Source organism: Streptomyces sp. NPDC040405, assembly GCF_055595765.1.
Genome location: NZ_JBVIVI010000017.1, coordinates 20,789 through 46,677 on the forward strand (window position 1 = coordinate 20,789; position 25,889 = coordinate 46,677).

The 25,889-nt window shown below is 71.0% G+C and carries 21 protein-coding genes; 16 read left to right on the plus strand and 5 right to left on the minus strand.

What is annotated here, in order from left to right; genetic code table 11:
- Window positions 1–147: 147 nt before the first annotated feature.
- Together dcd and ACZ59A_RS40215 are read left to right on the plus strand one after the other, a co-directional pair.
- Window positions 148–723 carry a dCTP deaminase gene (dcd, locus tag ACZ59A_RS40210; protein ID WP_468042782.1) on the plus strand — a complete coding sequence of 192 codons (576 nt, stop codon included), beginning with the start codon at window positions 148–150 and terminating at the stop codon, window positions 721–723.
- 6 nt (window positions 724–729) lie between these two features.
- Window positions 730–1,227, plus strand: a complete 498-nt coding sequence (locus tag ACZ59A_RS40215; RefSeq protein WP_470969547.1) for a phosphoribosyltransferase — start codon at window positions 730–732, stop codon at window positions 1,225–1,227.
- 37 nt (window positions 1,228–1,264) lie between these two features.
- On the opposite strand, the gene ACZ59A_RS40220 is transcribed toward ACZ59A_RS40215, so the two are convergent.
- Together ACZ59A_RS40220 and ACZ59A_RS40225 are read right to left on the minus strand one after the other, a co-directional pair.
- Window positions 1,265–2,230, minus strand: coding sequence for a Yip1 family protein (locus ACZ59A_RS40220; RefSeq protein ID WP_470969550.1), 966 nt, complete (start codon window positions 2,228–2,230; stop codon window positions 1,265–1,267).
- Between the two features lie 127 nt (window positions 2,231–2,357).
- Window positions 2,358–3,872: an FG-GAP-like repeat-containing protein gene (locus tag ACZ59A_RS40225; protein WP_470969552.1), complete on the minus strand. Its 1,515-nt coding sequence runs from the start codon at window positions 3,870–3,872 to the stop codon at window positions 2,358–2,360.
- 528 nt (window positions 3,873–4,400) lie between these two features.
- Between ACZ59A_RS40225 and ACZ59A_RS40230 the strand changes: the two genes are divergently transcribed.
- A complete protein-coding gene (locus ACZ59A_RS40230; RefSeq protein ID WP_470969835.1) occupies window positions 4,401–7,232 on the plus strand; it encodes a SpoIIE family protein phosphatase in 2,832 nt (943 codons plus the stop codon).
- Window positions 7,233–7,295: 63 nt separating this feature from the next.
- Here the strand turns inward: ACZ59A_RS40230 and ACZ59A_RS40235 are convergent, their stop codons facing one another.
- Window positions 7,296–9,560, minus strand: coding sequence for a (Fe-S)-binding protein (locus ACZ59A_RS40235; RefSeq protein ID WP_470969556.1), 2,265 nt, complete (start codon window positions 9,558–9,560; stop codon window positions 7,296–7,298).
- 292 nt (window positions 9,561–9,852) lie between these two features.
- Here ACZ59A_RS40235 and dnaK point away from each other — a divergent pair, with 292 nt between their 5' ends.
- The 4 genes from dnaK to ACZ59A_RS40255 are packed head-to-tail and all read left to right on the plus strand — an operon-like array spanning window position 9,853 to window position 14,094.
- Entirely contained in the window at window positions 9,853–11,724 is a 1,872-nt protein-coding gene (gene dnaK, locus ACZ59A_RS40240; RefSeq protein WP_470969560.1) for a molecular chaperone DnaK, read from the plus strand.
- Window positions 11,721–12,380: a nucleotide exchange factor GrpE gene (gene grpE, locus ACZ59A_RS40245; protein ID WP_470969564.1), complete on the plus strand. Its 660-nt coding sequence runs from the start codon at window positions 11,721–11,723 to the stop codon at window positions 12,378–12,380. The genes dnaK and grpE overlap by 4 nt, the downstream gene beginning before the upstream one ends.
- Before the next feature lie 45 nt (window positions 12,381–12,425).
- Window positions 12,426–13,604, plus strand: a complete 1,179-nt coding sequence (gene dnaJ, locus ACZ59A_RS40250; protein WP_470969567.1) for a molecular chaperone DnaJ — start codon at window positions 12,426–12,428, stop codon at window positions 13,602–13,604.
- Between the two features lie 4 nt (window positions 13,605–13,608).
- Window positions 13,609–14,094, plus strand: a complete 486-nt coding sequence (locus ACZ59A_RS40255) for a heat shock protein transcriptional repressor HspR (RefSeq protein WP_468042764.1) — start codon at window positions 13,609–13,611, stop codon at window positions 14,092–14,094.
- Window positions 14,095–14,189: 95 nt separating this feature from the next.
- On the opposite strand, the gene ACZ59A_RS40260 is transcribed toward ACZ59A_RS40255, so the two are convergent.
- Entirely contained in the window at window positions 14,190–14,600 is a 411-nt protein-coding gene (locus ACZ59A_RS40260; protein ID WP_470969571.1) for a pyridoxamine 5'-phosphate oxidase family protein, read from the minus strand.
- A 122-nt stretch (window positions 14,601–14,722) separates the two neighbouring features.
- On the opposite strand from ACZ59A_RS40260, the gene clpB reads away from it, so the two are divergent.
- Window positions 14,723–17,323 carry an ATP-dependent chaperone ClpB gene (clpB, locus tag ACZ59A_RS40265; RefSeq protein WP_470969576.1) on the plus strand — a complete coding sequence of 867 codons (2,601 nt, stop codon included), beginning with the start codon at window positions 14,723–14,725 and terminating at the stop codon, window positions 17,321–17,323.
- Window positions 17,324–17,425: 102 nt separating this feature from the next.
- A complete protein-coding gene (locus ACZ59A_RS40270) occupies window positions 17,426–17,962 on the plus strand; it encodes a type III secretion system chaperone family protein (protein WP_468042759.1) in 537 nt (178 codons plus the stop codon).
- 94 nt (window positions 17,963–18,056) lie between these two features.
- Here the strand turns inward: ACZ59A_RS40270 and ACZ59A_RS40275 are convergent, their stop codons facing one another.
- On the minus strand, window positions 18,057–19,226 hold the full coding sequence (locus ACZ59A_RS40275) for a pyridoxal phosphate-dependent aminotransferase (protein WP_470969580.1): 1,170 nt from the start codon (window positions 19,224–19,226) through the stop codon (window positions 18,057–18,059).
- A 141-nt stretch (window positions 19,227–19,367) separates the two neighbouring features.
- On the opposite strand from ACZ59A_RS40275, the gene ACZ59A_RS40280 reads away from it, so the two are divergent.
- The 7 genes from ACZ59A_RS40280 to fbaA all read left to right on the plus strand — a co-directional run bounded on the left by ACZ59A_RS40280 (window position 19,368) and on the right by fbaA (window position 25,776).
- Window positions 19,368–19,670: a hypothetical protein gene (locus ACZ59A_RS40280; RefSeq protein WP_470969583.1), complete on the plus strand. Its 303-nt coding sequence runs from the start codon at window positions 19,368–19,370 to the stop codon at window positions 19,668–19,670.
- 295 nt (window positions 19,671–19,965) lie between these two features.
- Window positions 19,966–20,529, plus strand: coding sequence for a DUF2617 family protein (locus ACZ59A_RS40285; protein ID WP_470969585.1), 564 nt, complete (start codon window positions 19,966–19,968; stop codon window positions 20,527–20,529).
- Between the two features lie 94 nt (window positions 20,530–20,623).
- Window positions 20,624–22,189: a polyamine aminopropyltransferase gene (locus ACZ59A_RS40290; protein ID WP_470969838.1), complete on the plus strand. Its 1,566-nt coding sequence runs from the start codon at window positions 20,624–20,626 to the stop codon at window positions 22,187–22,189.
- 67 nt (window positions 22,190–22,256) lie between these two features.
- Window positions 22,257–23,105 carry an SRPBCC domain-containing protein gene (locus ACZ59A_RS40295; protein WP_470969587.1) on the plus strand — a complete coding sequence of 283 codons (849 nt, stop codon included), beginning with the start codon at window positions 22,257–22,259 and terminating at the stop codon, window positions 23,103–23,105.
- 54 nt (window positions 23,106–23,159) lie between these two features.
- Window positions 23,160–23,972: an aldose epimerase family protein gene (locus tag ACZ59A_RS40300; RefSeq protein WP_470969590.1), complete on the plus strand. Its 813-nt coding sequence runs from the start codon at window positions 23,160–23,162 to the stop codon at window positions 23,970–23,972.
- Between the two features lie 43 nt (window positions 23,973–24,015).
- Entirely contained in the window at window positions 24,016–24,555 is a 540-nt protein-coding gene (gene pyrE / locus ACZ59A_RS40305) for an orotate phosphoribosyltransferase (RefSeq protein ID WP_470969593.1), read from the plus strand.
- A gap of 198 nt (window positions 24,556–24,753) precedes the next feature.
- The gene (gene fbaA, locus ACZ59A_RS40310) at window positions 24,754–25,776 is read left to right on the plus strand and encodes a class II fructose-bisphosphate aldolase (RefSeq protein ID WP_470969596.1); all 1,023 of its coding nucleotides are present in this window, start codon (window positions 24,754–24,756) and stop codon (window positions 25,774–25,776) included.
- The last annotated feature ends 113 nt before the right edge of the window (window positions 25,777–25,889 follow it).

A 25,889-nucleotide genomic window follows, 5' to 3' on the forward strand; every position in this document is an offset into this window, starting at 1 on the left:
GGGGGGGGGGGGGGGAGAGAGGAGGGGGGGGATGGGGGGGGGGGGGGGGGGGAGAGGGGGGGAAAAAGAGGGTTTGGGGCCCTGTCCCCTTTCTTTTTGCCCCCCCCCCGCGCCATGGAGTGGGGCTGGTCTGCGTATCCTCGTTCCGTGCTTCTCTCAGACAAGGACATCCGGACGGAGATCGACGCCGGACGGGTGCGGATCGATCCGTATGACCCGGCGATGGTGCAGCCGTCGAGCATCGACGTCAGGTTGGACCGGTTCTTCCGGGTGTTCGAGAACCACCGGTATCCGCATATCGATCCGGCGGTGGAGCAGCCGGATCTGACGCGGCTGGTGGAGCCGGAGGGGGACGAGGCGTTCATCCTGCATCCGGGGGAGTTCGTGCTCGCCTCCACGTACGAGGTTGTCACCCTGCCGGATGACCTCGCCTCGCGGCTGGAGGGGAAGTCGAGCCTGGGGCGGCTGGGGCTGCTGACGCATTCGACGGCCGGGTTCATCGACCCGGGGTTCTCGGGGCATGTGACGCTTGAGCTGTCGAACGTCGCGACGCTGCCGATAAAGCTGTGGCCGGGGATGAAGATCGGGCAGCTGTGCATGTTCCGGCTGACCTCGCCCGCCGAGCATCCGTACGGCTCGGTGAAGTACGGCTCCCGCTACCAGGGGCAGCGTGGGCCGACGCCTTCGCGTTCGTTCCAGAACTTCCACCGGACGAAGGTGTGATCAGCCGTGGGTGAGGAACGCGAGAATCTCACGTACGAGCGGTTCGGCGCGGCGGTCCGCGAGCTGGCGCAGGCCATCGCGGACGACAGGTACGAGCCGGACATCGTGCTGTCCATAGCCCGCGGCGGGGTCTTCGTCGCGGGCGGGCTGGCGTACGCGCTGGACTGCAAGAACATCCACCTGGTCAACGTGGAGTTCTACACGGGGGTGGGGACCACTCTCGACATGCCGGTGATGCTCGCGCCCGTGCCCAACGCGATCGACTTCTCCGACAAGAAGGTGCTGATCGCCGACGATGTCGCGGACACCGGCAAGACGCTGAAGCTGGTGCGCGACTTCTGCCTCGAGACCGTCGCCGAGGTGCGCAGTGCCGTGATCTACGAGAAGTCGCAGTCGCTGGTGCGGTGCGAGTACGTGTGGAAGCGCACCGAGCAGTGGATCAACTTCCCCTGGAGCGTCGAGCCGCCCGTCGTACGGCGTGACGGGCAGGTCCTCGACGCGTAGGTAGAAGGGGGTCAGGGGGCCCTTGCGGGCCCCTTGCCTACAGGGTTCCCAGCTTCAGCAGCGACAGCAGCGCGATCAGCTGGATCGCCGACGCCCCCAGCGCCTTCTGCCACGGCAGGTCGTGCGACTTGCTGACCATGGACGTGAACAGCGCGCCCGACGCCAGCCAGGTCGCCCAGCCCAGCACCTGCACCAGGGGGCTGTCGCCGCCCAGGAAGAGCGCGAACAGCAGCCGCGGCGCGTCGGTGATCGACATGATCAGCATCGAGAGGCCGATCGTCGGTCCCCAGGTGCCGTCGCCGCCCAGCTGGCGGGCGAGGGTGTGGGTGACCGCGCCGAGCACCAGGGAGCTGATGACGACCGCGACGCCCGCGCTGAGGATCCACGGGATGCTGTTGCCCAGCGGAGCGTTCAGGACGTCCTGGCGGGCGTCGTCGAAGCCGAAGACCGCCAGCAGGCCGTAGACGAAGGTCACGATGAGGGCGGGGCCCCACACCGTGTAGTCGCGCATCTGCCAGAAGGTGGGCGCCGGGCGCAGCACGATGCCGCTCAGCAGCTGCTTCCAGTGCAGCCGGGGACCGGCGGGCGGGGCGGTGGAGGAGCCGGCGCGGTAGGTGCCGCCGTCGTCGTACGAACCGGGGCCCTGGTCGTACGGGTCGTACGCGTCGGGCGCCTCGCCCACGCTGAACGCCTGCGTATGCCCGGAGTTGTTGTCGGCGTACGCGCCGGGGCCCCCGGGGCCCGGTCTGTACGCGCCGCCCTGCCCGCCCTGGCCATAGCCCGGGTCCGGGCCGGGGCCCGGCCCGCCGCCGGGGCCGTAGTGCGGGTCCTGGCTGCCGAAGTACTCCGGCTCTCCCTGGGTAGCGGGCTGCTGCCACTGCGGCTGCGTCCGGCCGTACGGGTCGTGCTGCCCGTGCGGCGGCTGCTGCGGTCGCTGCTGTTGCTGCCCTTGTTGCGCGGAGTGGGAGTCCCGTCCGCGTCCGATCCTGAATCCAGCCACCATTCGAACGTACCCGGTCGCGGAGGGTGGGGAGCCGGAGCGAGGGGACAGGCCCGGCATTGCTGCCGAGCTGTGACATCCCTTAGGGGGACCCTGGGGGGTCAACCCCCCGCGAGGACTCCGGTTGGCACTAACGGGCCGCCGCGAAGGGCCTGCTGGAGAAGGTGATCTTGTCGGAGGCCCCGTTCGTGATCCACCACCGCTCGGGCCGCTCGCCGTACAGGGAGAACGCGACGCCGGGGCCCCAGGCGAGCACGATCTCGTCCTTGCCGTCGTGATCGAAGTCCGCCGCGCCGTAGAGCCGGGCGGCGCGCTCGTCCTCGCGTACGGCCTTGCCGTCCACCCGGGCCGGGACGGCGCGGGTGAGGGTGTGGCGGACGGTGGCGGTACGGCCGGGGCGGGGGGCCAGCAGCCGGGCGCCGCCGGAGCCGAGCGGGACGGCCAGCTCGTCGGCGCCGTCGCCGTCGGTGTCGGCGGCCACCATCGTCCCGGACATGCCCGGCACCGGGAGGGAGGGGGAGGAGCGGGCGTAGCGGCCCGTGGCGGTGCCGTAGTAGACGCTCACCGTGCGGCCGATGTCCGGCTTCTCGGTCGCGTCGCCGCCCTCGTCGGAGCGGGTGCCGCTGGCGCCGACCGCGACATCGCGGCGGCCGTCCCCGTCGAAGTCGCCGAAGGTGATCGAGTTGCCCTTGCGCAGCGGGCGCCCGGTGTGGCGCAGCCCGTGCGGGCCCGCGGTCAGGAGGGCGGAGCCGGACTGGGCGGCGGCGCTGATGCCGTGCACGATCAGGTCGGTGGGGCGGTCGCCGCGGATCCGGTCGGCGACGAGGTCGCCGATCTCGGCGCCGCCGCCGTGGAACGGGCTGTCGTACGGCACGGTCCTGGCGGCCCGGCCCGCACGGTTGAACGGCCCGTACAGGACGAGGAACGAGTGGCGGTTCGCGCGGACCACCGCCAGGTCGTGGTGGCCGTCGCCGTTGAAGTCGCCGACGGTCGGGCGCTGCGGGTCGACGGAGTCGGCGGGGCCGCGGAGCTGCACGCGGGCGGCGGAGCGGGCGTGCGGCGGGCCGCCCGGGCTGCCCCAGGCGATGTACGGGGCGGTCCGGACCGTGGCATGGGTGCGCTTGGCCTCGGCGGCGCTCAGCCGCTCGCCGCCGGTGGTGGTCACGTCGGCGTAGCCGTCGCCGTCGAGGTCGGCGGTGGCCACCTCGGTCGCGCCCGCGACGGCGACGTCGTCGTCGGGCAGGCCCAGGTCCGCCCGCCGGAGGACGGTGCGGGTGGCGGGGTGGAGGCCGTCCTTCGAGCCGTGCACGAACGCGATCCGGCTGGGCAGGCCCCGCTTGCGGGGCGGGACCGGAAGCTGGAGGTCCGGGTAGCTGTCGCCGTTGACGTCGTCGGGCAGCTTGCTGCCCTTGCCGCGCGGGACGGGGGCGGTCGCGGGGGAACCGGCGCCCGGGGAGGCGCCTCCGCCGGACGCGGACGCTCCGGCGGCGCCCGCTGCCGACGACGACGCGCGCGGGTCCCGCGGCCCGTCGCCGGAGTCACCCGCGCCGCATCCGGTGAGCAGGGCGAGCACACCGGCCCAGACCGCGCAGGTGGTGAGGGCGGTGCGGCCGAGGGGTCTCGTGGGGCGAGGCGCGCGCGTCATCGGTCACCCCTAACCCATGCGGCACGGTGACGGCAACCGAGGGGGTTACGGAGGTTCTGGGAGTGATCAGTCCGCTTGACTGTAAAGATGACCTTTGGAGCACAAGGGCCGTCCAGGACATTTACCTACCCATGGGTGGGGCATGATCCTGTGAGGATCCACAGGGATCCACAACCTTGTTGTGAGAAGGGATACTTCACGGCCAGGATCGGTACATGTTCGAAGCGGGCGAGCGGGGGCAGCCATGTGCGTATCGCACGATGCATCAGTGACGGGTGAGGCACCGAGACCCACGGAGGGTGCGAGCGGGGTGTAGGCGCGATGTCGGACGGGAGTGGCCGGCCGGCAGCGGCGAATGCCGCTCGCCCGCCACAGCGCGAGGGTGCTAGAAATAACGATATGGCCGGACTTTTCGGTCGTTCGCGGGTCCCTTTGTCCCGGACCGTGACCGATTGGCGGAATCAGCGCGGCCATGAGGGCCCCCGCCGTCAGCGGGATGCCCGCGAGCGGATCGGGCACGACCTCACGGTGCACGAGACCGAGGGGCACCAGACGAACCAGGCTCAGCAGGCACACCGGACGCACGGGCGGTACGAGGGGCACGGCCCCGGGAGCCGCCGTGGCGGGGGACCGCGCCGCCGCCCGGGGCGTGGGGTGCGTACGGTCGCGGGCCAGGTGTTCGTTCTCCAGGTCGGCGTCGTGCTGCTGCTCGTCGTCGCCGCCGTGGTGGCGCTCGTCCTGCAGTCCCGGTACGACAGCGAGCGCGAGGCCCGCAACCGCTCGATGGCCGTCGCCGAGAGCTTCGCGAACGCCCCGGGCATCGCCGCCGCGATGCGCGGCGCCGATCCGACCGCCGCGCTGCAGCCGCTCGCCGAGCGGGCCCGCAAGGGCTCGGGCGTCGACTTCGTCGTGGCCATGTCGCCGCACGGGATCCGCTACACCCACCCCAATCCGAACCGGATCGGGAAGCACTTCATGGGCAGCATCGACGGCGCGGTGCGGGGCCGTACGGTCACGGAGACCTTCACCGGCACGCTCGGCCTCTCCGTGCGGTCCGTGGTGCCCGTCTTCGACGACCGGGGGAACGGTCATCGGAAGGTCGTGGGCTTGGTCTCGGCCGGGATCACGATCAAGAAGGTGAGCGGCGCGGCCAACCACCAGCTGCCGCTGCTGGTCGTCGCCGCCGTGGCCGCGCTCGCCCTGGCCACCGGCGGCACCGCCATGGTCAGCAGGCGGCTGCGGCGCCAGACCCACGGTCTCGACCCGGCCGAGATGACCCGGATGTACGAGCACCACGACGCGGTGCTGCACGCCGTGCGGGAGGGCGTGCTGATCGTCAGTGGCGACGGCCGCCTGGTGCTGGCCAACGACGAGGCGCGCCGCCTCTTCGCCCTGCCGCCGGACGCGGAGGGCCGTCTCGTCGCCGAGCTGGGCTTCGACCCGCACACGACCGAGCTGCTGGTCTCGGGGCGCCCGGCCACCGACGAGGTGCACACGGCGGGGGAGCGGCTGCTGTCGGTCAGCCACCGCCCCACCGACCGCAACGGCGGCCCGCCCGGCAGCGTCGCGACCCTGCGCGACACCACCGAGCTACGCGCGCTGACCGGCAAGGTCGATCTGGCGCGCAACCGCCTGAAGCTGCTGTACGACGCGGGCGTGTCCATCGGCACCTCGCTGGACGTGGTGCGCACCGCGCAGGAGCTGGCGGAGTACGCGGTGGCCCGTTTCGCCGACTACGTCTCCGTCGACCTCGCGGACTCGGTCCTGCGCGGCGAGGAGCCGCACGAGGGCCCCGCCGGTACGACGGGCGGCGGGGGGAGCGCGGACGGCCGCCCCACGCCCCTGCGGCGTACGGCGCTCAGCGGCATCCGCGACGACGTGCCGCTCTACCCGCTCGGCCAGCTGATCCGGTTCACTCCGAACGCGCCTCAGGCCCGCGGGTTCCGCACCGGCGCCGTCACGGTCGTACCGGTGCTGAGCGACCACGGGGGCTGGCAGGAGCAGGATCCCGACCAGGCTCAGAAGATCGTCGAATCCGGCATCCACTCGATGATCACGGTCCCGCTGCGGGCCCGGGGCGTGGTGCTTGGCGTGGCCAGTTTCCTGCGCGCGGAGAAGCCCGAGCCGTTCGAGGAGGACGACATCTCGCTGGCGGAGGAGCTGGTCACCCGGGCCGCCGTCAGCATCGACAACGCCCGGCGCTACACCCGCGAGCACACCATGGCGGTGACGCTCCAGCGCAGTCTGCTGCCGCGGGTGCTGCCCGAGCAGAACGCGCTGGATGTGGCGTACCGCTATCTGCCCGCCGAATCCGGGGTCGGCGGCGACTGGTTCGACGTCATCCCGCTGCCGGGCGCCCGGGTGGCGCTGGTGGTGGGCGACGTGGTCGGCCATGGGCTGCACGCGGCGGCCACGATGGGGCGGCTGCGCACCGCGGTGCACAACTTCTCCACCCTCGATCTGCCGCCGGACGAGATCCTGTCCCATCTGGACGATCTGATCGCCCGCATCGACCAGGACGAGGGCCACAGCGCCCTGGCGGACGGCGGCGGCGGCGAGGTGATCATCGGGGCCACCTGTCTGTACGCGATCTACGACCCGGTGACGCGGCGCTGCACCATGGCCCGGGCCGGGCATCCGCCGCCCGCAGTGGTAAGCCCGGACGGCTCGGTGGAGCTGCTGAACGACCTGCCCGTGGGCCCGCCGCTGGGCCTGGGCGGGCTGCCGTTCGAGACGGCCGAGCTGGAGCTGCCCGAGGGCAGCCATCTGGTGCTCTACACGGACGGGCTGATCGAGAAGCGCGACCGGGACATCGAGACGGGCATGGAGATGCTGGGCGACGCCCTGTCCCACCCCGGGCGCACCCCGGAGCAGACCTGTACGGCGGTGCTGGACGCGCTGCTGCCCGAGCGCCCCAGCGATGACATCGCGCTGATCGTCGCCCGTACGAGGGTGCTGGAGCCGGACCGGATCGCCGACTGGAAGGTGCCGTCCGACCCGGCCCAGGTCTCCGAGATGCGGGCGGCGGTGGCGGGGAAGCTCGCGGAGTGGGACCTGGGGGACGTGGCGTTCACGACCGAGCTGATCCTCAGCGAGCTGATCACCAACGCGATCCGCTACGCCACCGGCCCGATCCGGGTGCGGCTGCTGTGCGACCGCAGCCTGATCTGCGAGGTGTCCGACACCAGCAGCACGTCACCGCATCTGCGGTACGCGGCGACGACGGACGAGGGCGGCCGCGGGCTGTTCCTGGTCTCCCAGTTCGCCGACCGGTGGGGGACGCGGTACACGGCGGAGGGCAAGGTCATCTGGACGGAGCAGACGCTGCCGCTGCCCAAGAACGGCAAGCCGAGGCTGTAGGGCGGCTACGACGAGGGCCCGCCCGCGCAGTGCGCGGACGGGCCCTCGTCGTGGTTTCGCGGGTTACTTCACCGGCGCGGGCTCCGGGGCCTCGGCCGACTCGCCGTCGCCCTCCGGCTCGGCGGGGGTCTTCACCGAGTCGAGAAGCAGTTGCGCCACGTCCACGACCTGGAGCGCCTCGCTGACCTTGCCATCGTTCTTCTTGCCGTTGACCGAGTCGGTGAGCATGACCAGGCAGAACGGGCAGGCGGTGGAGACGATGTCGGGGTTGAGCGACAGGGCCTCGTCCACGCGCTCGTTGTTGATGCGCTTGCCGATCCGCTCCTCCATCCACATGCGGGCGCCACCGGCGCCGCAGCAGAAGCCGCGCTCCTTGTGGCGGTGCATCTCCTCGTTCCGCAGGCCCGGCACCTTGGCGATGATCTCGCGCGGCGGGGTGTAGACCTTGTTGTGGCGGCCCAGGTAGCAGGGGTCGTGGTAGGTGATCAGACCCTCGACCGGGGTGACGGGGACGAGCTTGCCCTCGTCGATGAGGTGCTGCAGCAGCTGCGTGTGGTGGATGACCTCGAAGTGGCCGCCCAGCTGCGGGTATTCGTTGGCGATGGTGTTGAAGCAGTGGGGGCAGGTCGCGACGATCTTCTTCTTCGCCTTCTCGACCACGACGCCCTCGTCAGCATCCTCGCCGAAGGCCATGTTCAGCATCTCGACGTTCTGCTGACCGAGCTGCTGGAACAGGAACTCGTTGCCGAGGCGGCGGGCCGAGTCACCGGTGCACGCCTCGTCGCCGCCCATGATCGCGAACTTGACGCCCGCGATGTCCAGCAGCTCCGCGAAGGCCTTGGTGGTCTTCTTCGCCCGGTCCTCCAGGGCACCCGCGCAGCCGACCCAGTACAGGTAGTCGACCTCGGTCAGGTCCTCGATGTCCTTGCCGACGACCGGGACCTCGAAGTCGACCTCCTTGGTCCATGCCAGGCGCTGCTTCTTCGCCAGCCCCCAGGGGTTGCCCTTCTTCTCCAGGTTCTTCAGCATCGTCCCGGCCTCGCTGGGGAAGGACGACTCGATCATGACCTGGTAGCGGCGCATGTCGACGATGTGGTCGATGTGCTCGATGTCGACCGGGCACTGCTCGACGCAGGCGCCGCAGGTGGTGCAGGACCACAGCACGTCGGGGTCGATGACCCCGTTCTCTTCGGCCGTACCGATCAGCGGGCGCTCGGCCTCGTCCAGCGCGGACTGCGGGACCCCGGCGAGCTGCTCAGCGGTCGCCTTCTCCTCGCCCTCGGCGTCCTTGCCGCCACCGGCCAGCAGATACGGGGCCTTGGCGTGCGCGTGGTCGCGCAGCGACATGACCAGCAGCTTCGGCGAGAGCGGCTTGCCGGTGTTCCAGGCGGGGCACTGCGACTGGCAGCGGCCGCACTCGGTGCAGGTGGAGAAGTCGAGGATGCCCTTCCAGGAGAAGTGCTCGATCTGCGAGACGCCGAACTGGGCGTCCTCGTCCGGGTCCTCGAAGTCGATGGGCTCGCCCTCGGAGGTCATCGGCTGGAGCGCGCCGAGCGCCACGTCCCCGTCGGCCTCGCGCTTGAACCAGATGTTCGGGAAGGCCAGGAAGCGGTGCCAGGCCACACCCATGTCGGTCTTGAGGGAGACCACGATCATCCAGATGAAGGATGTCGCGATCTTGATCATGGCGACGAGGTAGGTGAGGTTCTGAATGGTGGTGAGGCTCAGCCCCTTGAGGGCGGCGATCAGCGGGTACGAGGCGAAGAAGCCGATCTCGTAGTGGTCGACGCCGTGCTGGACGCCCTCCAGGGCCCGCAGCGTCATGATCGACATGCCGACGATGAGGATGACGGCCTCGACGAAGTACGCCTGGCCGATGTTGGAGCCGCTGAAGCGGGACTTGCGGCCCGCGCCGTCGGGCCGGTTCAGCTGCCGGATGACGATCAGGGTGAGGATGCCGAGCGTCGTCATCAGGCCGATGGCCTCGGTGAAGATCTCCCACGGCAGCCAGTCGCCGATCACCGGCAGCAGCCAGTCGGACTGGAAGAGCTGGCCGATGGCGTTGACGATCGTCAGCAGCAGGGAGAAGAAGCCCACGGCCACGAACCAGTGCGCCACACCGACGATGCCCCAGCGGTTCATCCGGGTGTGTCCGAGGAACTCCTTGACCACCGTGACCGTACGCCCGGCCGGGTCATCCGTACGGGTGCCCGCCGGGACTGGCTGGCCGAGTCGTACGAAGCGGTAGATCTGCAGGATGGCACGGCCGAACAGGGCGACGCCGACCGCGATGAGGACCAGCGACACGATGATCGCGGCGAGTTGCATAAGGGCTCCTCGAACCTGCGAGAGCGGAATTACTAAGCAGTAACTTAATTTGTCTTGACCGAGATTACCCGTCCGGGTGCACACCCATGTAGTCGACCGGCCGGTGATATGCGTCGCTCGACGGTCGCCCGCGGCCCCCTTCGCGCATGCCCTCGGGGGTGTCGGGCACCCTCCTTGGGTGTAAGGCTCATATAAAAGTTGAGTCGCGACGACTCAGGTCTGTTGACAGCGAAAAGTCGATCATGCACGCTTGAGTCTGTTCCACTCAATGCTGTAGCTGGAGGATCCCGAAATGGCACGTGCGGTCGGCATCGACCTGGGTACGACGAACTCCGTCGTCAGTGTTCTCGAAGGCGGTGAGCCCACCGTCATCACCAACGCCGAGGGCGCCAGGACCACGCCTTCCGTCGTCGCCTTCGCGAAGAACGGCGAGGTGTTGGTCGGCGAGGTCGCCAAGCGCCAGGCGGTGACCAACGTGGACCGGACCATCCGGTCGGTCAAGCGCCACATGGGCACCGACTGGAAGGTCAACCTCGACGGGAAAGACTTCAACCCGCAGCAGATGAGCGCCTTCATCCTGCAGAAGCTCAAGCGGGATGCGGAGTCGTACCTCGGCGAGAAGGTCGCGGACGCGGTCATCACCGTCCCGGCGTACTTCAACGACGCCGAGCGCCAGGCGACCAAGGAAGCCGGTGAGATCGCGGGCCTCAACGTCCTGCGTATCGTCAACGAGCCTACTGCTGCCGCGCTCGCCTACGGGCTGGAGAAGGACGACCAGACCATCCTGGTCTTCGACCTCGGTGGCGGCACCTTCGACGTCTCGCTGCTGGAGATCGGCGACGGCGTGGTGGAGGTCAAGGCCACCAACGGTGACAACCACCTCGGTGGTGACGACTGGGACCAGCGCGTCGTCGACTACCTGGTGAAGCAGTTCAACAACGCCAACGGCGTCGACCTGGCCAAGGACAAGATGGCCCTCCAGCGCCTCCGCGAGGCCGCTGAGAAGGCGAAGATCGAGCTGTCCAGCTCGACCGAGACCACCATCAACCTGCCCTACATCACGGCCTCCGCCGAGGGCCCGCTGCACCTCGACGAGAAGCTCAGCCGCTCGCAGTTCCAGCAGCTGACCTCGGACCTGCTGGAGCGCTGCAAGACCCCGTTCCACAACGTCATCAAGGACGCGGGCATCTCGCTGTCCGAGATCGACCACGTGGTCCTGGTCGGCGGCTCGACCCGGATGCCCGCCGTCGCCGAGCTCGTCAAGGAGCTGACCGGCGGCAAGGACGCCAACAAGGGCGTCAACCCGGACGAGGTCGTCGCCATCGGCGCGTCCCTCCAGGCCGGTGTCCTCAAGGGTGAGGTCAAGGACGTCCTCCTGCTGGACGTCACCCCGCTGTCCCTCGGTATCGAGACCAAGGGCGGCATCATGACCAAGCTGATCGAGCGCAACACGACCATTCCGACCAAGCGCTCGGAGATCTTCACGACGGCCGAGGACAACCAGCCGTCCGTGCAGATCCAGGTCTACCAGGGCGAGCGCGAGATCGCCGCGTACAACAAGAAGCTCGGGATGTTCGAGCTGACCGGCCTGCCCCCCGCCCCGCGCGGTGTGCCGCAGATCGAGGTCACCTTCGACATCGACGCCAACGGCATCATGCACGTCGCCGCGAAGGACCTGGGCACGGGCAAGGAGCAGAAGATGACCGTCACCGGCGGCTCCGCGCTGCCGAAGGACGACATCGACCGCATGATGCGCGAGGCCGAGCAGTACGCGGAGGAGGACCACAAGCGCCGCGAGGCCGCCGAGACCCGCAACCAGGCCGAGCAGCTGGTCTACCAGACCGAGAAGTTCCTCAAGGACAACGAGGACAAGGTCCCGGGCGAGGTCAAGACCGAGGTCGAGGAAGCGGTCACCGACCTCAAGGAGAAGCTCAAGGGCGAGGACACCGCCGAGATCCGCACCGCGACCGAGAAGGTCGCCGCGGTCAGCCAGAAGCTCGGCCAGGCGATGTACGCCAACACCGGCGCCGAGGGCGCGGGCGAGGCCGGAGCCGCCGGTGAGGCCGGTGCCGAGGGTGCCCAGGCCAAGGCCGACGACGACGTGGTGGACGCCGAGATCGTCGATGACGAGAAGGCCGAAAAGGGTAAGGGTGGTGCCGCGTGACGGAGGAGACCCCGGGCTTCGAGGAGCAGCCCGACGTCCCCTCCGAAGCCGCGCAGACCCCCGACGACGCGGCGAAGGGCGCCGGGTCCGCCGATAAGGCGGGCCCGGGCGCCCCGGCCGGGGACCTCGAACAGGTAGCCATTCAGGCGCAGCTGGACCAGGTGCGTACCGCCCTCAATGAGCGGACCCTCGACCTCCAGCGACTTCAGGCCGAGTACCAGAACTACCGGCGCCGGGTCGAGCGGGACCGGGTGCAGGTCAAGGAGGTCGCCGTGGCGAACCTCCTGACCGAGCTGCTTCCGGTGCTCGACGACATCGGCCGGGCGCGTGAGCACGGCGAGCTCGTCGGCGGCTTCAAGTCCGTCGCCGAATCGCTGGAGACGGTGGCGGCGAAGCTGGGCCTGCAGCAGTTCGGCAAGGAGGGCGAGCCCTTCGACCCGCTGGTGCACGAGGCGCTCATGCACTCGTACGCGCCGGACGTCACCGAGACGACGTGCGTGCAGATTCTCCAGCCGGGGTATCGAATCGGCGAACGAACGATCCGCCCGGCGCGGGTCGCGGTCGCCGAGCCCCAGCCGGGTGCCTCGCCCAAGGGCCCGGGCGAAGGCGACGGCACGGCGCCGGACGAGGAGAGCGGTGGCCCGGAAGAGGGCTGACGCGACGGTGACGGCAGGCATACGAGGAGAGGAGGGACGTCGGGGATGAGCACCAAGGACTTCGTCGAGAAGGACTACTACAAGGTTCTCGGCGTCCCCAAGGACGCGACCGAGGCGGAGATCAAGAAGGCGTACCGGAAGCTCGCCCGCGAGTTCCACCCGGACGCCAACAAGGGCGACGCCAAGGCCGAGGAGCGCTTCAAGGAGATCTCCGAGGCGAACGACGTCCTCGGCGACCCCAAGCGGCGCAAGGAGTACGACGAGGCCCGCTCCCTGTTCGGCAACGGGGGCTTCCGCCCCGGGCCGGGCGGGACGGGCTCCACCGGAAGCTTCAACTTCGACCTGGGCGACCTCTTCGGCGGCGCCCAGGGCGGCCCCGCCGGTGCGGGCGGCTTCGGTGGCGGGCTCGGCGACGTGTTCGGCGGGCTCTTCAACCGCGGCGGGCCCACCCGTACGCAGCCGCGGCGCGGCCAGGACGTCGAGTCCGAGGTGACGCTCAGCTTCACCGAGGCGGTCGAAGGGGCCACCGTTCCGCTGCGGATGTCCAGCCAGGCCCCGTGCAAGACGTGCTCCGGCACCGGCGACAAGAACGGCACCCCGCGGGTCTGCCCGACCTGCGTCGGTACCGGGCAGGTCAGCCGGGGCGGCGGGGGCGGCTTCTCGCTCACCGACCCGTGCGTGGAGTGCCGGGGCCGCGGTCTGATCGCCCAGGACCCGTGCGAGACCTGCAAGGGCAGCGGACGGGCCCGTTCCGCCCGCACCATGCAGGTCCGTATCCCCGCGGGCGTCAGCGACGGCCAGCGGATCCGGCTGCGCGGCAAGGGCGCCCCGGGCGAGACCGGCGGTCCGGCCGGTGACCTCTACGTCATCGTCCATGTGGATCCGCATCCGGTCTTCGGCCGCCGCGGCGACAACCTGACCGTCACCGTCCCCGTCACCCTTCCGGAGGCGGCGCTCGGCGGCGAGATCAAGGTCCCGACGCTGGGCGGCCCGGCGGTCACCCTGAAGCTGCCGGCCGGCACGCCGGGCGGCCGGACGATGCGCGCCCGCGGCAAGGGCGCGGTGCGCAAGGACGGCACCCGCGGCGACCTGCTGGTCACCGTCGAGGTGACGGTGCCGAAGGACCTCAGCGACTCGGCTCGCGAGGCGCTGGAGTCCTACCGGGAGGCGACCGCGGGCGAGGACCCGCGGGCGGAGCTGTTCCAGGCCGCGAAGGGAGCATGACCCCATGGAGACGCACGGCCGAGGTGGCCTCGGAGGCAGGGGAACCGGCCGATCCCGCAACCCGTACGAGCTGACCGACGAGTCGCCGGTGTACGTCATCTCGGTCGCCGCTCAGCTCTCCGGCCTGCATCCGCAGACCCTGCGTCAGTACGACCGCCTCGGTCTGGTCTCCCCGGACCGCACCCCCGGCCGCGGCCGGCGGTACTCCGCGCGCGACATCGAGCTGCTGCGCCAGGTGCAGCAGCTGTCCCAGGACGAGGGCATCAACCTCGCCGGGATCAAGCGCATCATCGAACTGGAGAACCAGGTGACCGCGCTCCAGCAGCGCGTCGCCGAGCTGCAGTCGGCCGTCGAGGGCGCGGCCGCCGCGATGCAGCAGCGCGAGGCCCAGGTCCACGCCTCGTACCGCCGCGACCTGGTCCCCTACCAGGACGTCCACCAGGGCAGTGCCCTGGTCGTCTGGCGTCCCAAGCCCAAGCGCAGGGACTAGCGTCTCCACCCCTTCGCGTGACAGGCCCGACGACCTCCCAGGTCGCCGGGCCTCGTTCATGTGGCGCGTCCCGGGCGCACCATGGAGGCGGAGCCTCAGCCGCGGCCCATCGCACGGGTGAGCGTGATCTCGATCAGGACGCGGTGCGGGTTGGGGCGGGGGGTGCGCTCGTAGCGTTCGGTGTAGCGGCGCTCGGCGTCGGCGATCAGCTCGGGTTCGGTGCGTACCCTCGCGACGCCCTCCAGCGTGGCCCACCGCTTGCCCGCCAGCTGGCAGACGGCGACCCGCGCGCCGTCCGCCGAGTCGCCCGCCGCCCGGACGTGGGCGACCTTGTGGCTGTGGCCGCTCGCGATGACGCGGGCGAGTCCGGCGTCGGGGTCGTAGGTGACGCCGACCGGGACGACGTGCGGGGTGCCGTCGGGGCGGAGGGTGGTGAGGGTGCAGATGTGGCGTTCGCGCCAGAAGGCGAGGTACGCGGGGTCCGGATTGCGTGGATCGAGGGCCATGGACGGGAACCTATGGCCAGAACGCTGGCGGAGACACAGTTGAGTGGAATAGACTCAACTTTACGCATGTTGTGCAGGGCAGGATTGTGGGCGCCGCCGCGCGACGAGGAGGAGCACAGGACGTGGACGCCGAGCTGACCAACAAGAGCCGGGCGGCGCTGAGCGCGGCCAACGACCGGGCGGTGTCCGTCGGGCACGCCGATCTGACCCCGGCCCATCTGCTGCTCGCCCTTCTGCGGGGGCGGGATGACAGCAATGCGAACGTGATGGATCTGCTGGCCGCCGTCGACACCGACGCGGCCTTCGTGCGGAACGGGGCCGAGCGGCTGCTCGCCGCCCTGCCCAGCGTGCAGGGCTCCACCGTGGCCCCGCCGCAGGCCAGCCGCGAACTGCAGGCCGTCCTCGTGGACGCAGCGCAGCGCGCGAAGGACCTCGGCGACGACTACATCTCCACCGAGCACCTTCTGATCGGCATCGCCGCCAAGGGCGGCCAGGCCGGGGAGCTGCTCGACCAGCAGGGGGCGAGTGCCAAGGTGCTGCTCGCCGCGTTCGAGAAGGCCAGGGGTGGACAGCGGGTGACGACTCCCGATCCGGAGGGCACGTACAAGGCGCTGGAGAAGTTCGGCACCGACTTCACCGCCGCCGCCCGCGAGGGCAAGCTCGACCCGGTCATCGGCCGGGACCAGGAGATCCGGCGCGTGGTGCAGGTGCTCTCGCGCCGTACGAAGAACAACCCGGTGCTGATCGGCGACCCGGGCGTCGGCAAGACCGCCGTGGTGGAGGGGCTGGCCCAGCGCATCGTCAAGGGCGATGTGCCGGAGAGCCTGCGCGACAAGCGGCTGGTCGCCCTCGACCTCGGCGCGATGGTGGCGGGCGCGAAGTACCGCGGCGAGTTCGAGGAGCGGCTGAAGACCGTCCTCGCCGAGATCAAGTCCAGCGACGGCCAGATCATCACCTTCATCGACGAGCTGCACACCGTGGTCGGCGCGGGCGCCGGGGGCGACTCGTCCATGGACGCGGGGAACATGCTGAAGCCCATGCTGGCCCGCGGTGAGCTGCGCATGGTCGGCGCCACCACACTGGACGAGTACCGCGAGCGGATCGAGAAGGACGCCGCGCTGGAGCGCCGCTTCCAGCAGGTGCTGGTGGCCGAGCCGACCGTCGAGGACACCGTGGCGATCCTCCGCGGGCTCAAGGGCCGGTACGAGGCGCACCACAAGGTGCAGATCGCGGACGGCGCGCTGGTGGCCGCCGCGACCCTCTCCGACCGGTACATCACCTCCCGCTTCCTCCCCGACAAGGCCATCGACCTGGTGGACGAGGCGGCCTCCCGGCTCCGCATGGAGATCGACTCCTCACCCGTGGAGATCGACGAGCTCCAGCGCTCCGTCGACCGGATGAAGATGGAGGAGATGGCCCTCGCCAAGGAGACCGACGAGGCCAGCAAGCTGCGGCTGGAGAAGCTGCGCCGCGACCTCGCCGACAAGGAGGAGGAGCTGCGCGGCCTCACCGCCCGCTGGGAGAAGGAGAAGCAGGGCCTCAACCGGGTCGGTGAGCTGAAGGAGAAGCTGGACGAGCTGCGCGGCCAGGCCGAGCGCGCCCAGCGCGACGGCGACTTCGGCACCGCCTCCAAGCTGCTGTACGGGGAGATCCCGGCCCTGGAGCGCGAGCTGGCCGAGGCATCCGAGGCCGAGGAGGAGGTGCAGCGGGAGGACCGCGGCACCATGGTCAAGGAGGAGGTCGGCCCGGACGACGTGGCCGACGTGGTCGCCTCCTGGACCGGCATCCCGGCCGGGCGGCTGCTGGAGGGCGAGACCCAGAAGCTGCTGCGCATGGAGGACGAGCTGGGCAGGCGGCTGATCGGCCAGACCGAGGCCGTACGGGCCGTCTCCGACGCCGTGCGCCGCACCCGGGCCGGGATCGCCGACCCGGACCGGCCCACCGGCTCCTTCCTCTTCCTCGGCCCCACCGGCGTCGGCAAGACCGAGCTGGCCAAGGCGCTCGCCGACTTCCTCTTCGACGACGAGCGGGCCATGGTCCGCATCGACATGAGCGAGTACGGCGAGAAGCACAGCGTCGCCCGGCTGGTCGGCGCCCCGCCCGGCTACGTCGGCTACGAGGAGGGCGGCCAGCTCACCGAGGCGGTGCGCCGCCGCCCGTACAGCGTGGTGCTGCTGGACGAGGTGGAGAAGGCCCACCCCGAGGTCTTCGACATCCTGTTGCAGGTGCTGGACGACGGGCGCCTCACCGACGGCCAGGGCCGGACGGTGGACTTCCGCAACACCATCCTGGTCCTCACCTCCAACCTGGGCAGCCAGTACCTGATGGACCCGCTGCTCGGCGAGGAGGAGAAGAAGCAGAGCGTCCTGGAGACGGTCCGCACCTCCTTCAAGCCGGAGTTCCTGAACCGGCTGGACGACCTGGTGGTCTTCTCCGCGCTCAGCCAGGACGAGCTGACCCGCATCGCCGAGCTGCAGATCGCCGCGCTCGCCCGGCGCCTCGCCGAGCGGCGGCTGACCCTGGAGGTCACCCCGGAGGCACTGGCCTGGCTCGCCGAAGAGGGCAACGACCCGGCCTACGGGGCGCGCCCGCTGCGCCGCCTGGTGCAGACCGCGATCGGCGACCGGCTGGCCAGGGAGATCCTCTCCGGCGAGGTACGGGACGGCGACACGGTCCGGGTCGACCGGACCGACGACGGCCTTCGGGTGGGCCCGGCACGGTAAGGCTCCCGGCCCGGTGTTGATCGCGCCAAGGTGCGGCCAGGGTTGCACGGCGGGGGCGGGTGTGAGGGAGGATGGCGGTATCCATACGAAGGGAAATCCACGGTGAGCATCGACCCGTCCTCGATTCCGAATTTCGGGGGCCAGCCCGAGCCCGAACCGGCGGGTCCGAGTGGCCCCGTGCTGCCCGACCAGGACCTGGTCAAGCAGTTGCTGGAGCAGATGGAGCTGAAGTACGTCGTCGACGAGGAGGGGGACCTCGCCGCGCCGTGGGAGCAGTTCCGCACCTACTTCATGTTCCGCGGTGAGGAGGAGCAGCAGGTCTTCTCCGTCCGGACGTTCTACGACCGGCCGCACGCGATCGAAGAGAAGCCGCAGCTGCTGGAGGTGATGGACGACTGGAACCGTCGCACCCTGTGGCCCAAGGTCTACAGCCACACCAATGACGACGGCACGGTCCGGCTGATCGGCGAAGCGCAGATGCTGATCGGCACCGGCGTGAGCCTGGAGCACTTCGTCTCCAGCACGGTCAGCTGGGTGCGTGCTTCGATCGAGTTCGACCGCTGGCTGGTCGAGCAGCTCGGTCTGGAGGCCGACATCGAGTCCGGCGACGACGAGAAGCCGGGCGACGACGAGGCCTGAGCCGAAGAGTCCCCGAGCCCGGTCGGCGCGCCGCCCCCTGAGGGGCGACGGCGCGCGGCCGGGCTCTTGTCATGGTTTCAGCGCCCAGGAGGCGTCAGGGCGCCAGGCTCTTCAGCCGGGCCGCGGCCTCCTTCAGGACGTCCTCGCGCTTGCAGAAGGCGAAGCGTACGAAGGGGGCGCCCTGGGACTGGTGGTCGTAGAAGACGGCGTTGGGGACGGCCACGACGCCGCAGCGCTCGGGGAGGGCGCGGCAGAAGGCGAAGCCGTCGGTTTCGCCGAGGGGGCGGATGTCGGTGGTGATGAAGTACGTGCCCGAGGGGCGGAAGACCGTGAAGCCCGCTTCGGTGAGGCCGTCGGCCAGCAGGTCGCGCTTGGTGCGCAGGTCCTCGCGGAGGGTGTGGAAGTAGGTGTCGGGGAGGCGGAGGGCCTCGGCGACGGCGTACTGGAAGGGGCCCGCGGAGACGTACGTGAGGTATTGCTTGGCGGAGCGGACCGCGGTGATCAGCTCCGGGGTGGCGGTCACCCAGCCGACCTTCCAGCCGGTGAAGGAGTAGGTCTTGCCCGCGCTGCTGATGGTGACGGTGCGCTCGCGCATGCCGGGGAAGTCCGCGAGCGGGGTGTGGGCGGTGCCGAAGACGAGGTGTTCGTAGACCTCGTCCGTGATCACCAGCAGATCGCGCTCGACGGCGAGGGCGGCGACGGCGGCCAGCTCGTCGTGGGTGAGGACGGTGCCGGTGGGGTTGTGGGGGGTGTTGAGCAGGATGAGGCGGGTGCGGTCGGTGACCGCGGCGCGCAGCTCGTCCAGGTCGAGGCGGAAGGCGCCGTCGTGCGGGCGGAGGGTGACCGGGACGCGGGTGCCGCCCGCCATCGCGATGCACGCCGCGTACGAGTCGTAGTACGGCTCCAGCGCGATCACCTCGTCGCCCGGCTCCAGCAGGGCCAGCAGCGAGGCGGCGATGGCCTCGGTGGCACCCGCGGTGACCAGCACCTCGGCGTCGGGGTCGTAGGACAGCCCGTAGAAGCGCTGCTGGTGCTCGGCGACGGCGGTGCGCAGCTCGGGGATGCCGGGCCCGGGCGGATACTGGTTGCCGCGGCCGTCGCGCAGGGCGCGCACCGCGGCTTCGCGCACCTCTTCGGGGCCGTCGGTGTCGGGGAATCCCTGGCCCAGGTTGATGGCACCGGTGCGCACGGCGAGGGCGGACATCTCGGCGAAGATCGTGGTGCCGAATGCGGCCAGCCGGCGGTTGAGCAGCGGTCGTCCCATGGGCCCATCCTCCGTCGAACCTCTGGACTTCCTCAACTCCGCTTTTGAGGGGGACGAAGTCGGGCAGGAGCCGGGCAGACACGACAGAGCGGTACCTCGCTACGGGGGCTCGCTACGGGGGATGGAAGGAGTGAGGACCCCATGGGTTTCATCATCGTGTTCGTCATCGTGGTCTTCGCGGTCGCGGCGGTGGCGGCGCTGAGCGCCGGTAAGGCCAGGAAGCGGTACGGCGGTCGCAGGGGGGCGTACGGGGCGGGGTCGTCCGGCGGAGCGGCCGGTGGTGGCTGGTGGCTCGGCAGTGGTGGTTCGAGCGGCGGTGGCTGCGGTGGTGGCGGGGGCCATCACGGCGGACACGGCTGCGGTGGCGGCAGCAGCTGCGGCGGCGGAGGTGGCTGCGGCGGCGGTGGCGGTGGCGGCGGAGGTGGCTGCGGGGGAGGCGCCTGAGCCGCCCCTCGGGGAACCGCGGAGTGGCCCCTCGGGCGATCGGCCCGTGAATCGCGCCCGGCGTGCCAACGTGCGCCGGGCGCACGTGTGTTGAACACTTGAGCTGGGGACCGCCCTACGGGGTGGAAACCCGGCGAAGGTGGGTAAAAACGATGTGCCGCCGACCATTTCATGATTCCGTATACCACCGCCCTACGGACCCCACGTGGGCACGAGCCGGCGTATCCGCATACCCCTGGACCATCCGCGGGGCGAGCCGGTCCACCTTTCCCCTGCGTGCTTGCGGAGCCGACCCATGCTCACGACCCTCACGACTGCCTACACCGACACCCGCGCCGACGATCTGGCCTGGTCCCTGGGGCGGGAACCGCTTCCGGCGCTGGCCGTGCTCGACCTCCGACTTCACGGTTTCGCAGTGCAGCTGAGGCTTCTCGGGGCCTCGCACCAAGTCCTCCTCGAAGCGGAGGACGGGCGCTGTTCGGAGACCGTGGCCTGCATGTCCGGCAGCAGCACCCCGCTCCCGCTGGGGGTTTCCACCCTCGTCGACGGCCGTGAGTACGAATTCGCGGCGCGCGTCGAGGAGTTGTCGCAGGGCTCGTTCGCCGGGCGGGCACAGGAGTTACTCGCCCTGGTCGCCGACCATCCGCACGGCCTGGCCGGGACGTTCCCCGGCAGCCCGCACGCGTTCACCGCGCTGCTCGCGCAGTGGCACGAGGGCACCGTGGGGTGGCGCACCTGGCACGCCTACCCGCAGGAGGGGCGGTTGGTCACCACCCGTACCTGCCTGGGGGTGACGTCCATACCGATGCCGCTCCGGCCTCCCGTGGATCCGCCACCCGCCGATCTGGTGTCCGGATGATGCGGTGTACGGATGAGCGGCAATCAGTGCACCCTTGTGGGTGACCAAGCGTGGGTGATTTGTGACGTAGCGTTCCGACGTGACCGAATCCCCGATGCTCGCGCCGGAGTCTGAGAGTCCGGTGCGGCTGCCCGTACGGGCCGGGTTCGGACGCTTCCTCATCCTTGTCACCGTCTTCGTCTGCGCCGCCTGCGGACTCGTCTACGAGCTCGAACTCGTCGCCCTCGCCTCCTACTTGGTGGGGGACTCGGTCACCCAGGCGTCCGTCGTCCTGTCGGTGATGGTCTTCGCCATGGGCGTCGGCTCCCTGCTCGCCAAGCGGCTGCGCTGCCGCGCCGCGGTCGGCTTCGGCGCCGTCGAAGCGGTGCTGGCGCTTCTCGGCGGCTGTTCGGCGATGGCCCTGTACGCGTGCTTCGCCTGGTACGGGCAGTCGCGCTCCGCGCTGGTCGGCTTCTCGTTCGCGATCGGCGTGCTGATCGGCGCCGAGGTGCCGCTGCTGATGACGCTCATCCAGCGGGTGCGGCGGCAGGATCCGGGCGGCGCGGTCGCCGATCTGTTCGCCGCCGACTATGTGGGCGCGCTGGTCGGCGGGCTCGCCTTCCCGTTTCTGCTGCTGCCCGCGTTCGGCCAGCTGACCGGCGCGCTGGTGACGGGCGCGGTCAACGCGGTCGCGGGCGGGGCGCTGGTGCTGTGGCTGTTCCGGCGCGATCTGAGCGCACGGTCCCGGTGGGCGCTGATCGTCGTCAACGCGCTGGTGCTCGCCCTGCTGGCCGCGGGCGCCGTGCTCACGCCCTCGTTCGAACGGGCCGCGCGGCAGGCCGTGTACGGGCCGGAGGTGCGCGTCGCGGTGCGCACCGGGGTCCAGGAGGTCGTGCTGACCGGCGGCCGGACCCGGGGGCGCCCGCTGTCGCTGTTCCTCGACGGGCGACTGGAGGTCAGCGGGCACGACGAGGTGCGCTACCACGAGGCGCTGATCCACCCGGCGATGGCGGCCGGACCGCACCGCCGGGTCCTGGTGCTGGGCGGCGGCGACGGGCTCGCGGCGCGCGAGGTCCTGCGGTACGACGGGGTCCGGTCGGTGACCGTCGTCGAGCGCGACCCCGGGGTGGTGCGGCTGGCCCGCCGCGACCCCGGGCTGTCCGCCCTCAACGCGGGCGCCTACCGCGATCCGCGGGTGCGGGTGATCACCGCGGACGCCTTCGACTGGCTGCGGCGGAGCGCGGCGTACGACGTGGTGGTGTGCGATCTGCCCGACCCCGGCCTCACCCCGAGCACCAAGCTGTACTCGCAGGAGTTCTACGGCCTGGCGGAACGGGTGCTGGCCCCCGGCGGCCGGCTCGCCGTGCACGCGGGGGAGGTGGGCCCGCGGCCCCGCGCGTACTGGACGGTGGACGCGACGATGCGGTCGGTGGGGCTGCGGACGGTGCCGTACGTGGTGGCGGCGCGCCCGACGGGCGAGGGACCGACCGGCGACGGGCCGCGCGACTGGGGGTTCCTGCTCGCGGCCCGCGCCCCGGTCCCGCTGGCCCTCGCCCCGCACGGCCCCCGCCCGCGCTCGCTCACCCCGGCCGGTCTGGACGCCGCGCGGCGCGCGGCCGAACGGAGCCGGGAGCCGCGTCTGCCGCCGTCGACCCTCATGCACCCCCGCTACGGGGACTGATACGTCGAGGGCGAAAGTTGCGTGGGAACGGGTCTCAGCCAACGCGTGATGGGTAGTGTCTTGAGCTATGGAGCATGAGGTGTTCGTTCCGTTTCCCGTCGACACCGTCCGGCAGGCGCTCTCGGATCCCGACCGCATCGCCCGTTGCGTCCCCGGGCTCCAACAGGACGCCGACGAGGACGCGGGTCCGCTCGCCGGGCGGCTGCGGCTGCGCATCGGCGGATCCACCATCACCTACCGCGGTGCGCTGCGCGTCACCGAGCGCGGCGATGGCGTCGAGGTCGAGGGCGAGGGGACCGAGGCGCGGGGCGGCGGCTCCGTGAAGCTTGCGCTGACCCTGACGCCGCGGGCCGTGGACGGCGGCGGTACGGGGCTGCTCTGCTCCGGGACCGTGCGCAGCGAGGGGCGGCTGGCCGAGTTCGACGCCCACGCGACCGAGACGGTGGCCCGTCGGCTGCTGGACCGCTTCGGGTCGGCGCTGGCGTCCGGGCTGGAGGCGTCCCCGATCACCCCGCCCGCCGGCCACGACCCGCTCGCCGAGGCGGACCTGCCGCTGCGCGCCGACGACGCCGACGAGGACGGCCGGGCCGGGGGCGGCGAGGAGGCCGAGGACGTCGACGTGGACGACATCGGCGACCTGGACGACGTCGATCAGGTGGCGGACGCCGGCGCCCTGGCCGACCTGGGCGGGCTCGACGACGAGCCCCCGGCCGAGGCCGCGCACGCCCGCCGCACCATGATCGGCCGCTCGACCGAGGAGGTCGACCACGCCCCGCCCCGCGGCCGCTACGCCCCCGTACCGGCGCCCGAGGGCGGGTCCACCGGCGCCGCGCTGCGCTGGGCCGCGCCCGCCGCGGCCGTGGTGATCGCGTCGGCCGTCGTCGTCGGACGGCGCGTCCTGCGCCGCCGCCGGTGAGGTCATCTCCGTGAGCGGTCGCCGCCGTTGAGCGGCTGCGCATAGGGTCGGTGCGTGACCGAAGAGACAACGCAGACCACGGGCGTCCGGCTGACCGCCGGGGACGCCGAGCTGACCGTTTCGCCCGACAACGGCTGCCGTATCGGCTCGCTGCGCATCGGCGGCACGGAGCTGCTGCGGCAGGGCCCGCGGTACGGGTCCTTCCCGATGGTGCCCTGGTGCGGCCGGGTCGACCTGGGACGGTTCCGCAACGGCGGCCGGAGCCATCAGCTGCCCGTCAACTCCCCGCCCCACGCGATCCACGGCACCGGCCGGGACCTCGCCTGGAGCACGGTCCGCACCGAGCCGGACAGCGCGGCCTTCACGTACGACCTCGCCGACCCCTGGCCGTACGAGGGCCGGGTCACCCAGAGCTTCGACCTGGCGGCGGACGCGCTGACCGTCACCATGAGCGTGGAGACGGCGGGCGACTCCTTCCCGGCGCAGGCCGGGTGGCACCCTTGGTTCCTGCGCAACCTGGGCGAGGGCGGCGCCGATGTCGAGCTGTCCTTCGCCGCCGAATGGCAGGAGGAGCGCGGCGAGAACCACCTCCCCACCGGCCACCGCGTCCAGCCAGGACCCGGCCCGTGGGACGACTGCTTCGGCATGCCGGACGGCGTGGACGTCACGCTGACCTGGCCGGGGCGGCTCGAACTCAAGGTCACCAGCCGCAGCCAATGGGCCGTGATCTACGACGAGCAGCCCGAGGCGGTGTGCGTCGAGCCGCAGTCCGGGCCGCCGAATGGTCTGAACACCCTTCCCCGGCTGGTCACGCCCATCGACCCGGTGGAGATCTCGATGACGTGGAGCTGGCGGGAACTGGCGTAGGGGCCCGTGGGGGCAGGTGCGGACACCGCCTAAGCTCGTCCGCATGAGCGAAGCGCGTGACGCCCTGCTGCAGCAGATCAAGGACAAGGCCGTGGTCCACGGCAAGGTGACCCTCTCCTCCGGCAAGGAGGCCGACTACTACATCGACCTGCGCCGGATCACCCTGGACGCCGAGGCCGCGCCCCTGGTCGGGCAGGTCATGCTCGACGCCACGGCCGACCTGGACTACGACGCGGTGGGCGGGCTGACCCTGGGCGCCGACCCGGTGGCGACGTCCATGCTGCACGCGGCCGCCGCGGGGGGCCGCAGGCTCGATGCCTTCGTCGTCCGCAAGGCGCAGAAGACCCACGGTCTGCAGCGGCGGATCGAGGGCCCGGACATCACGGGCCGACGGGTGCTGGTGGTCGAGGACACCTCCACCACCGGCGGCTCGCCGCTCACCGCCGTCGAGGCGGCGCGTGAGGCGGGCGCCGAGGTCGTCGCGGTCGCCACGATCGTCGAGCGCGGCGCCGCACCGGCGATCGCGGAGGCCGGGCTGCGTTACGTACACGCGTACTCGCTCGCCGATCTCGGCCTGAGCTGACCTGCGGTAACGCGGTGGGAGGTTTCACGTGAAACCTCCCGACCCCCGTCCGTGTGGTCCCCGCGTGCGCCGGGTGGAGCAATCGGCGGAGTCTGGGAAGATGGCCCCGACGATGACGTCGCCGCAGGATTTCCGCACGACATTTCCCTAGGTCAGGGCCCAAGAACCTCTCACCCGCACATCCCAAGGAGCGGACAGATGCCCATCGCATCCCCTGAGATCTACAACGAGATGCTCGACCGGGCGAAGGCAGGCAAGTTCGCCTACCCGGCGATCAACGTGACCTCGACGCAGACGCTGCACGCCGCGCTGCGGGGCTTCGCCGATGCGGAGAGCGACGGCATCGTCCAGATCTCCACCGGTGGTGCCGAGTTCCTGGGCGGCCAGTACAGCAAGGACATGGTGTCCGGTGCGGTCGCGCTCGCGGAGTTCGCGCACGTCGTCGCCAAGAAGTACCCGGTCAACATCGCGCTGCACACCGACCACTGCCCGAAGGACAAGCTGGACGGCTATGTGCGTCCGCTGCTCGCGGTCTCCCAGGAGCGCGTCGCGAGCGGCCAGAACCCGCTGTTCCAGTCCCACATGTGGGACGGCTCCGCCGAGACGCTCGACGACAACCTGCGCATCGCGCAGGAGCTGCTGGCCGAGGCGGTCAAGGCCAAGATCATCCTTGAGGTCGAGATCACCCCGACCGGCGGCGAGGAGGACGGCGTCACGCACGAGATCAACGACGAGCTGTACACCACCGTCTCGGACGTCGAGCGCACGGCCGAGGCGCTGGGCCTGGGCGAGAAGGGCCGCTACCTGCTGGCCGCCTCCTTCGGCAACGTCCACGGCGTCTACAAGCCGGGCAACGTCGTGCTGCGCCCGGAGCTGCTGCGTCAGCTGCAGGACGGCATCGCCGCGAAGTCCGGCCAGACCGACCCGTTCGACTTCGTCTTCCACGGCGGCTCCGGCTCCACGGAGCAGGAGATCCTCACGGCGCTGGAGAACGGCGTGGTGAAGATGAACCTCGACACCGACACCCAGTACGCCTTCACCCGGCCGATCGCGGACCACATGTTCCGCAACTACGACGGTGTGCTGAAGGTCGACGGCGAGGTCGGCAACAAGAAGACCTACGACCCGCGCAGCTGGGGCAAGGTGGCCGAGAAGAGCATGGCCGAGCGCGTCACCCTGGCCTGCGGGAACCTGCGCTCCACCGGCACCAAGCTGAAGTAACCGGCGCCGTTCCGTTCCGGGCCCGGGGCCTCGTCGCGATGGCGAGGGTCCGGGCCCGCGCGGTTTCCGCGCCCGGCCGTACCCCGGCCGCATCTTGGCCCGCGCGCTTCCGT

What these genes read in the sequence shown, in the direction of transcription:
- ACZ59A_RS40220 (WP_470969550.1), bottom strand. Translation starts at nt 2,230, where the DNA reads ATGGTGGCTGGATTCAGGATCGGACGCGGACGGGACTCCCACTCCGCG.
- ACZ59A_RS40225 (WP_470969552.1), bottom strand. Translation starts at nt 3,872, where the DNA reads ATGACGCGCGCGCCTCGCCCCACGAGACCCCTCGGCCGCACCGCCCTC.
- ACZ59A_RS40235 (WP_470969556.1), bottom strand. Translation starts at nt 9,560, where the DNA reads ATGCAACTCGCCGCGATCATCGTGTCGCTGGTCCTCATCGCGGTCGGC.
- dnaK (WP_470969560.1), top strand. Translation starts at nt 9,853, where the DNA reads ATGGCACGTGCGGTCGGCATCGACCTGGGTACGACGAACTCCGTCGTC.
- dnaJ (WP_470969567.1), top strand. Translation starts at nt 12,426, where the DNA reads ATGAGCACCAAGGACTTCGTCGAGAAGGACTACTACAAGGTTCTCGGC.
- ACZ59A_RS40255 (WP_468042764.1), top strand. Translation starts at nt 13,609, where the DNA reads ATGGAGACGCACGGCCGAGGTGGCCTCGGAGGCAGGGGAACCGGCCGA.
- ACZ59A_RS40260 (WP_470969571.1), bottom strand. Translation starts at nt 14,600, where the DNA reads ATGGCCCTCGATCCACGCAATCCGGACCCCGCGTACCTCGCCTTCTGG.
- ACZ59A_RS40275 (WP_470969580.1), bottom strand. Translation starts at nt 19,226, where the DNA reads ATGGGACGACCGCTGCTCAACCGCCGGCTGGCCGCATTCGGCACCACG.
- ACZ59A_RS40280 (WP_470969583.1), top strand. Translation starts at nt 19,368, where the DNA reads ATGGGTTTCATCATCGTGTTCGTCATCGTGGTCTTCGCGGTCGCGGCG.
- ACZ59A_RS40285 (WP_470969585.1), top strand. Translation starts at nt 19,966, where the DNA reads ATGCTCACGACCCTCACGACTGCCTACACCGACACCCGCGCCGACGAT.
- ACZ59A_RS40290 (WP_470969838.1), top strand. Translation starts at nt 20,624, where the DNA reads ATGCTCGCGCCGGAGTCTGAGAGTCCGGTGCGGCTGCCCGTACGGGCC.
- ACZ59A_RS40295 (WP_470969587.1), top strand. Translation starts at nt 22,257, where the DNA reads ATGGAGCATGAGGTGTTCGTTCCGTTTCCCGTCGACACCGTCCGGCAG.
- pyrE (WP_470969593.1), top strand. Translation starts at nt 24,016, where the DNA reads ATGAGCGAAGCGCGTGACGCCCTGCTGCAGCAGATCAAGGACAAGGCC.
- fbaA (WP_470969596.1), top strand. Translation starts at nt 24,754, where the DNA reads ATGCCCATCGCATCCCCTGAGATCTACAACGAGATGCTCGACCGGGCG.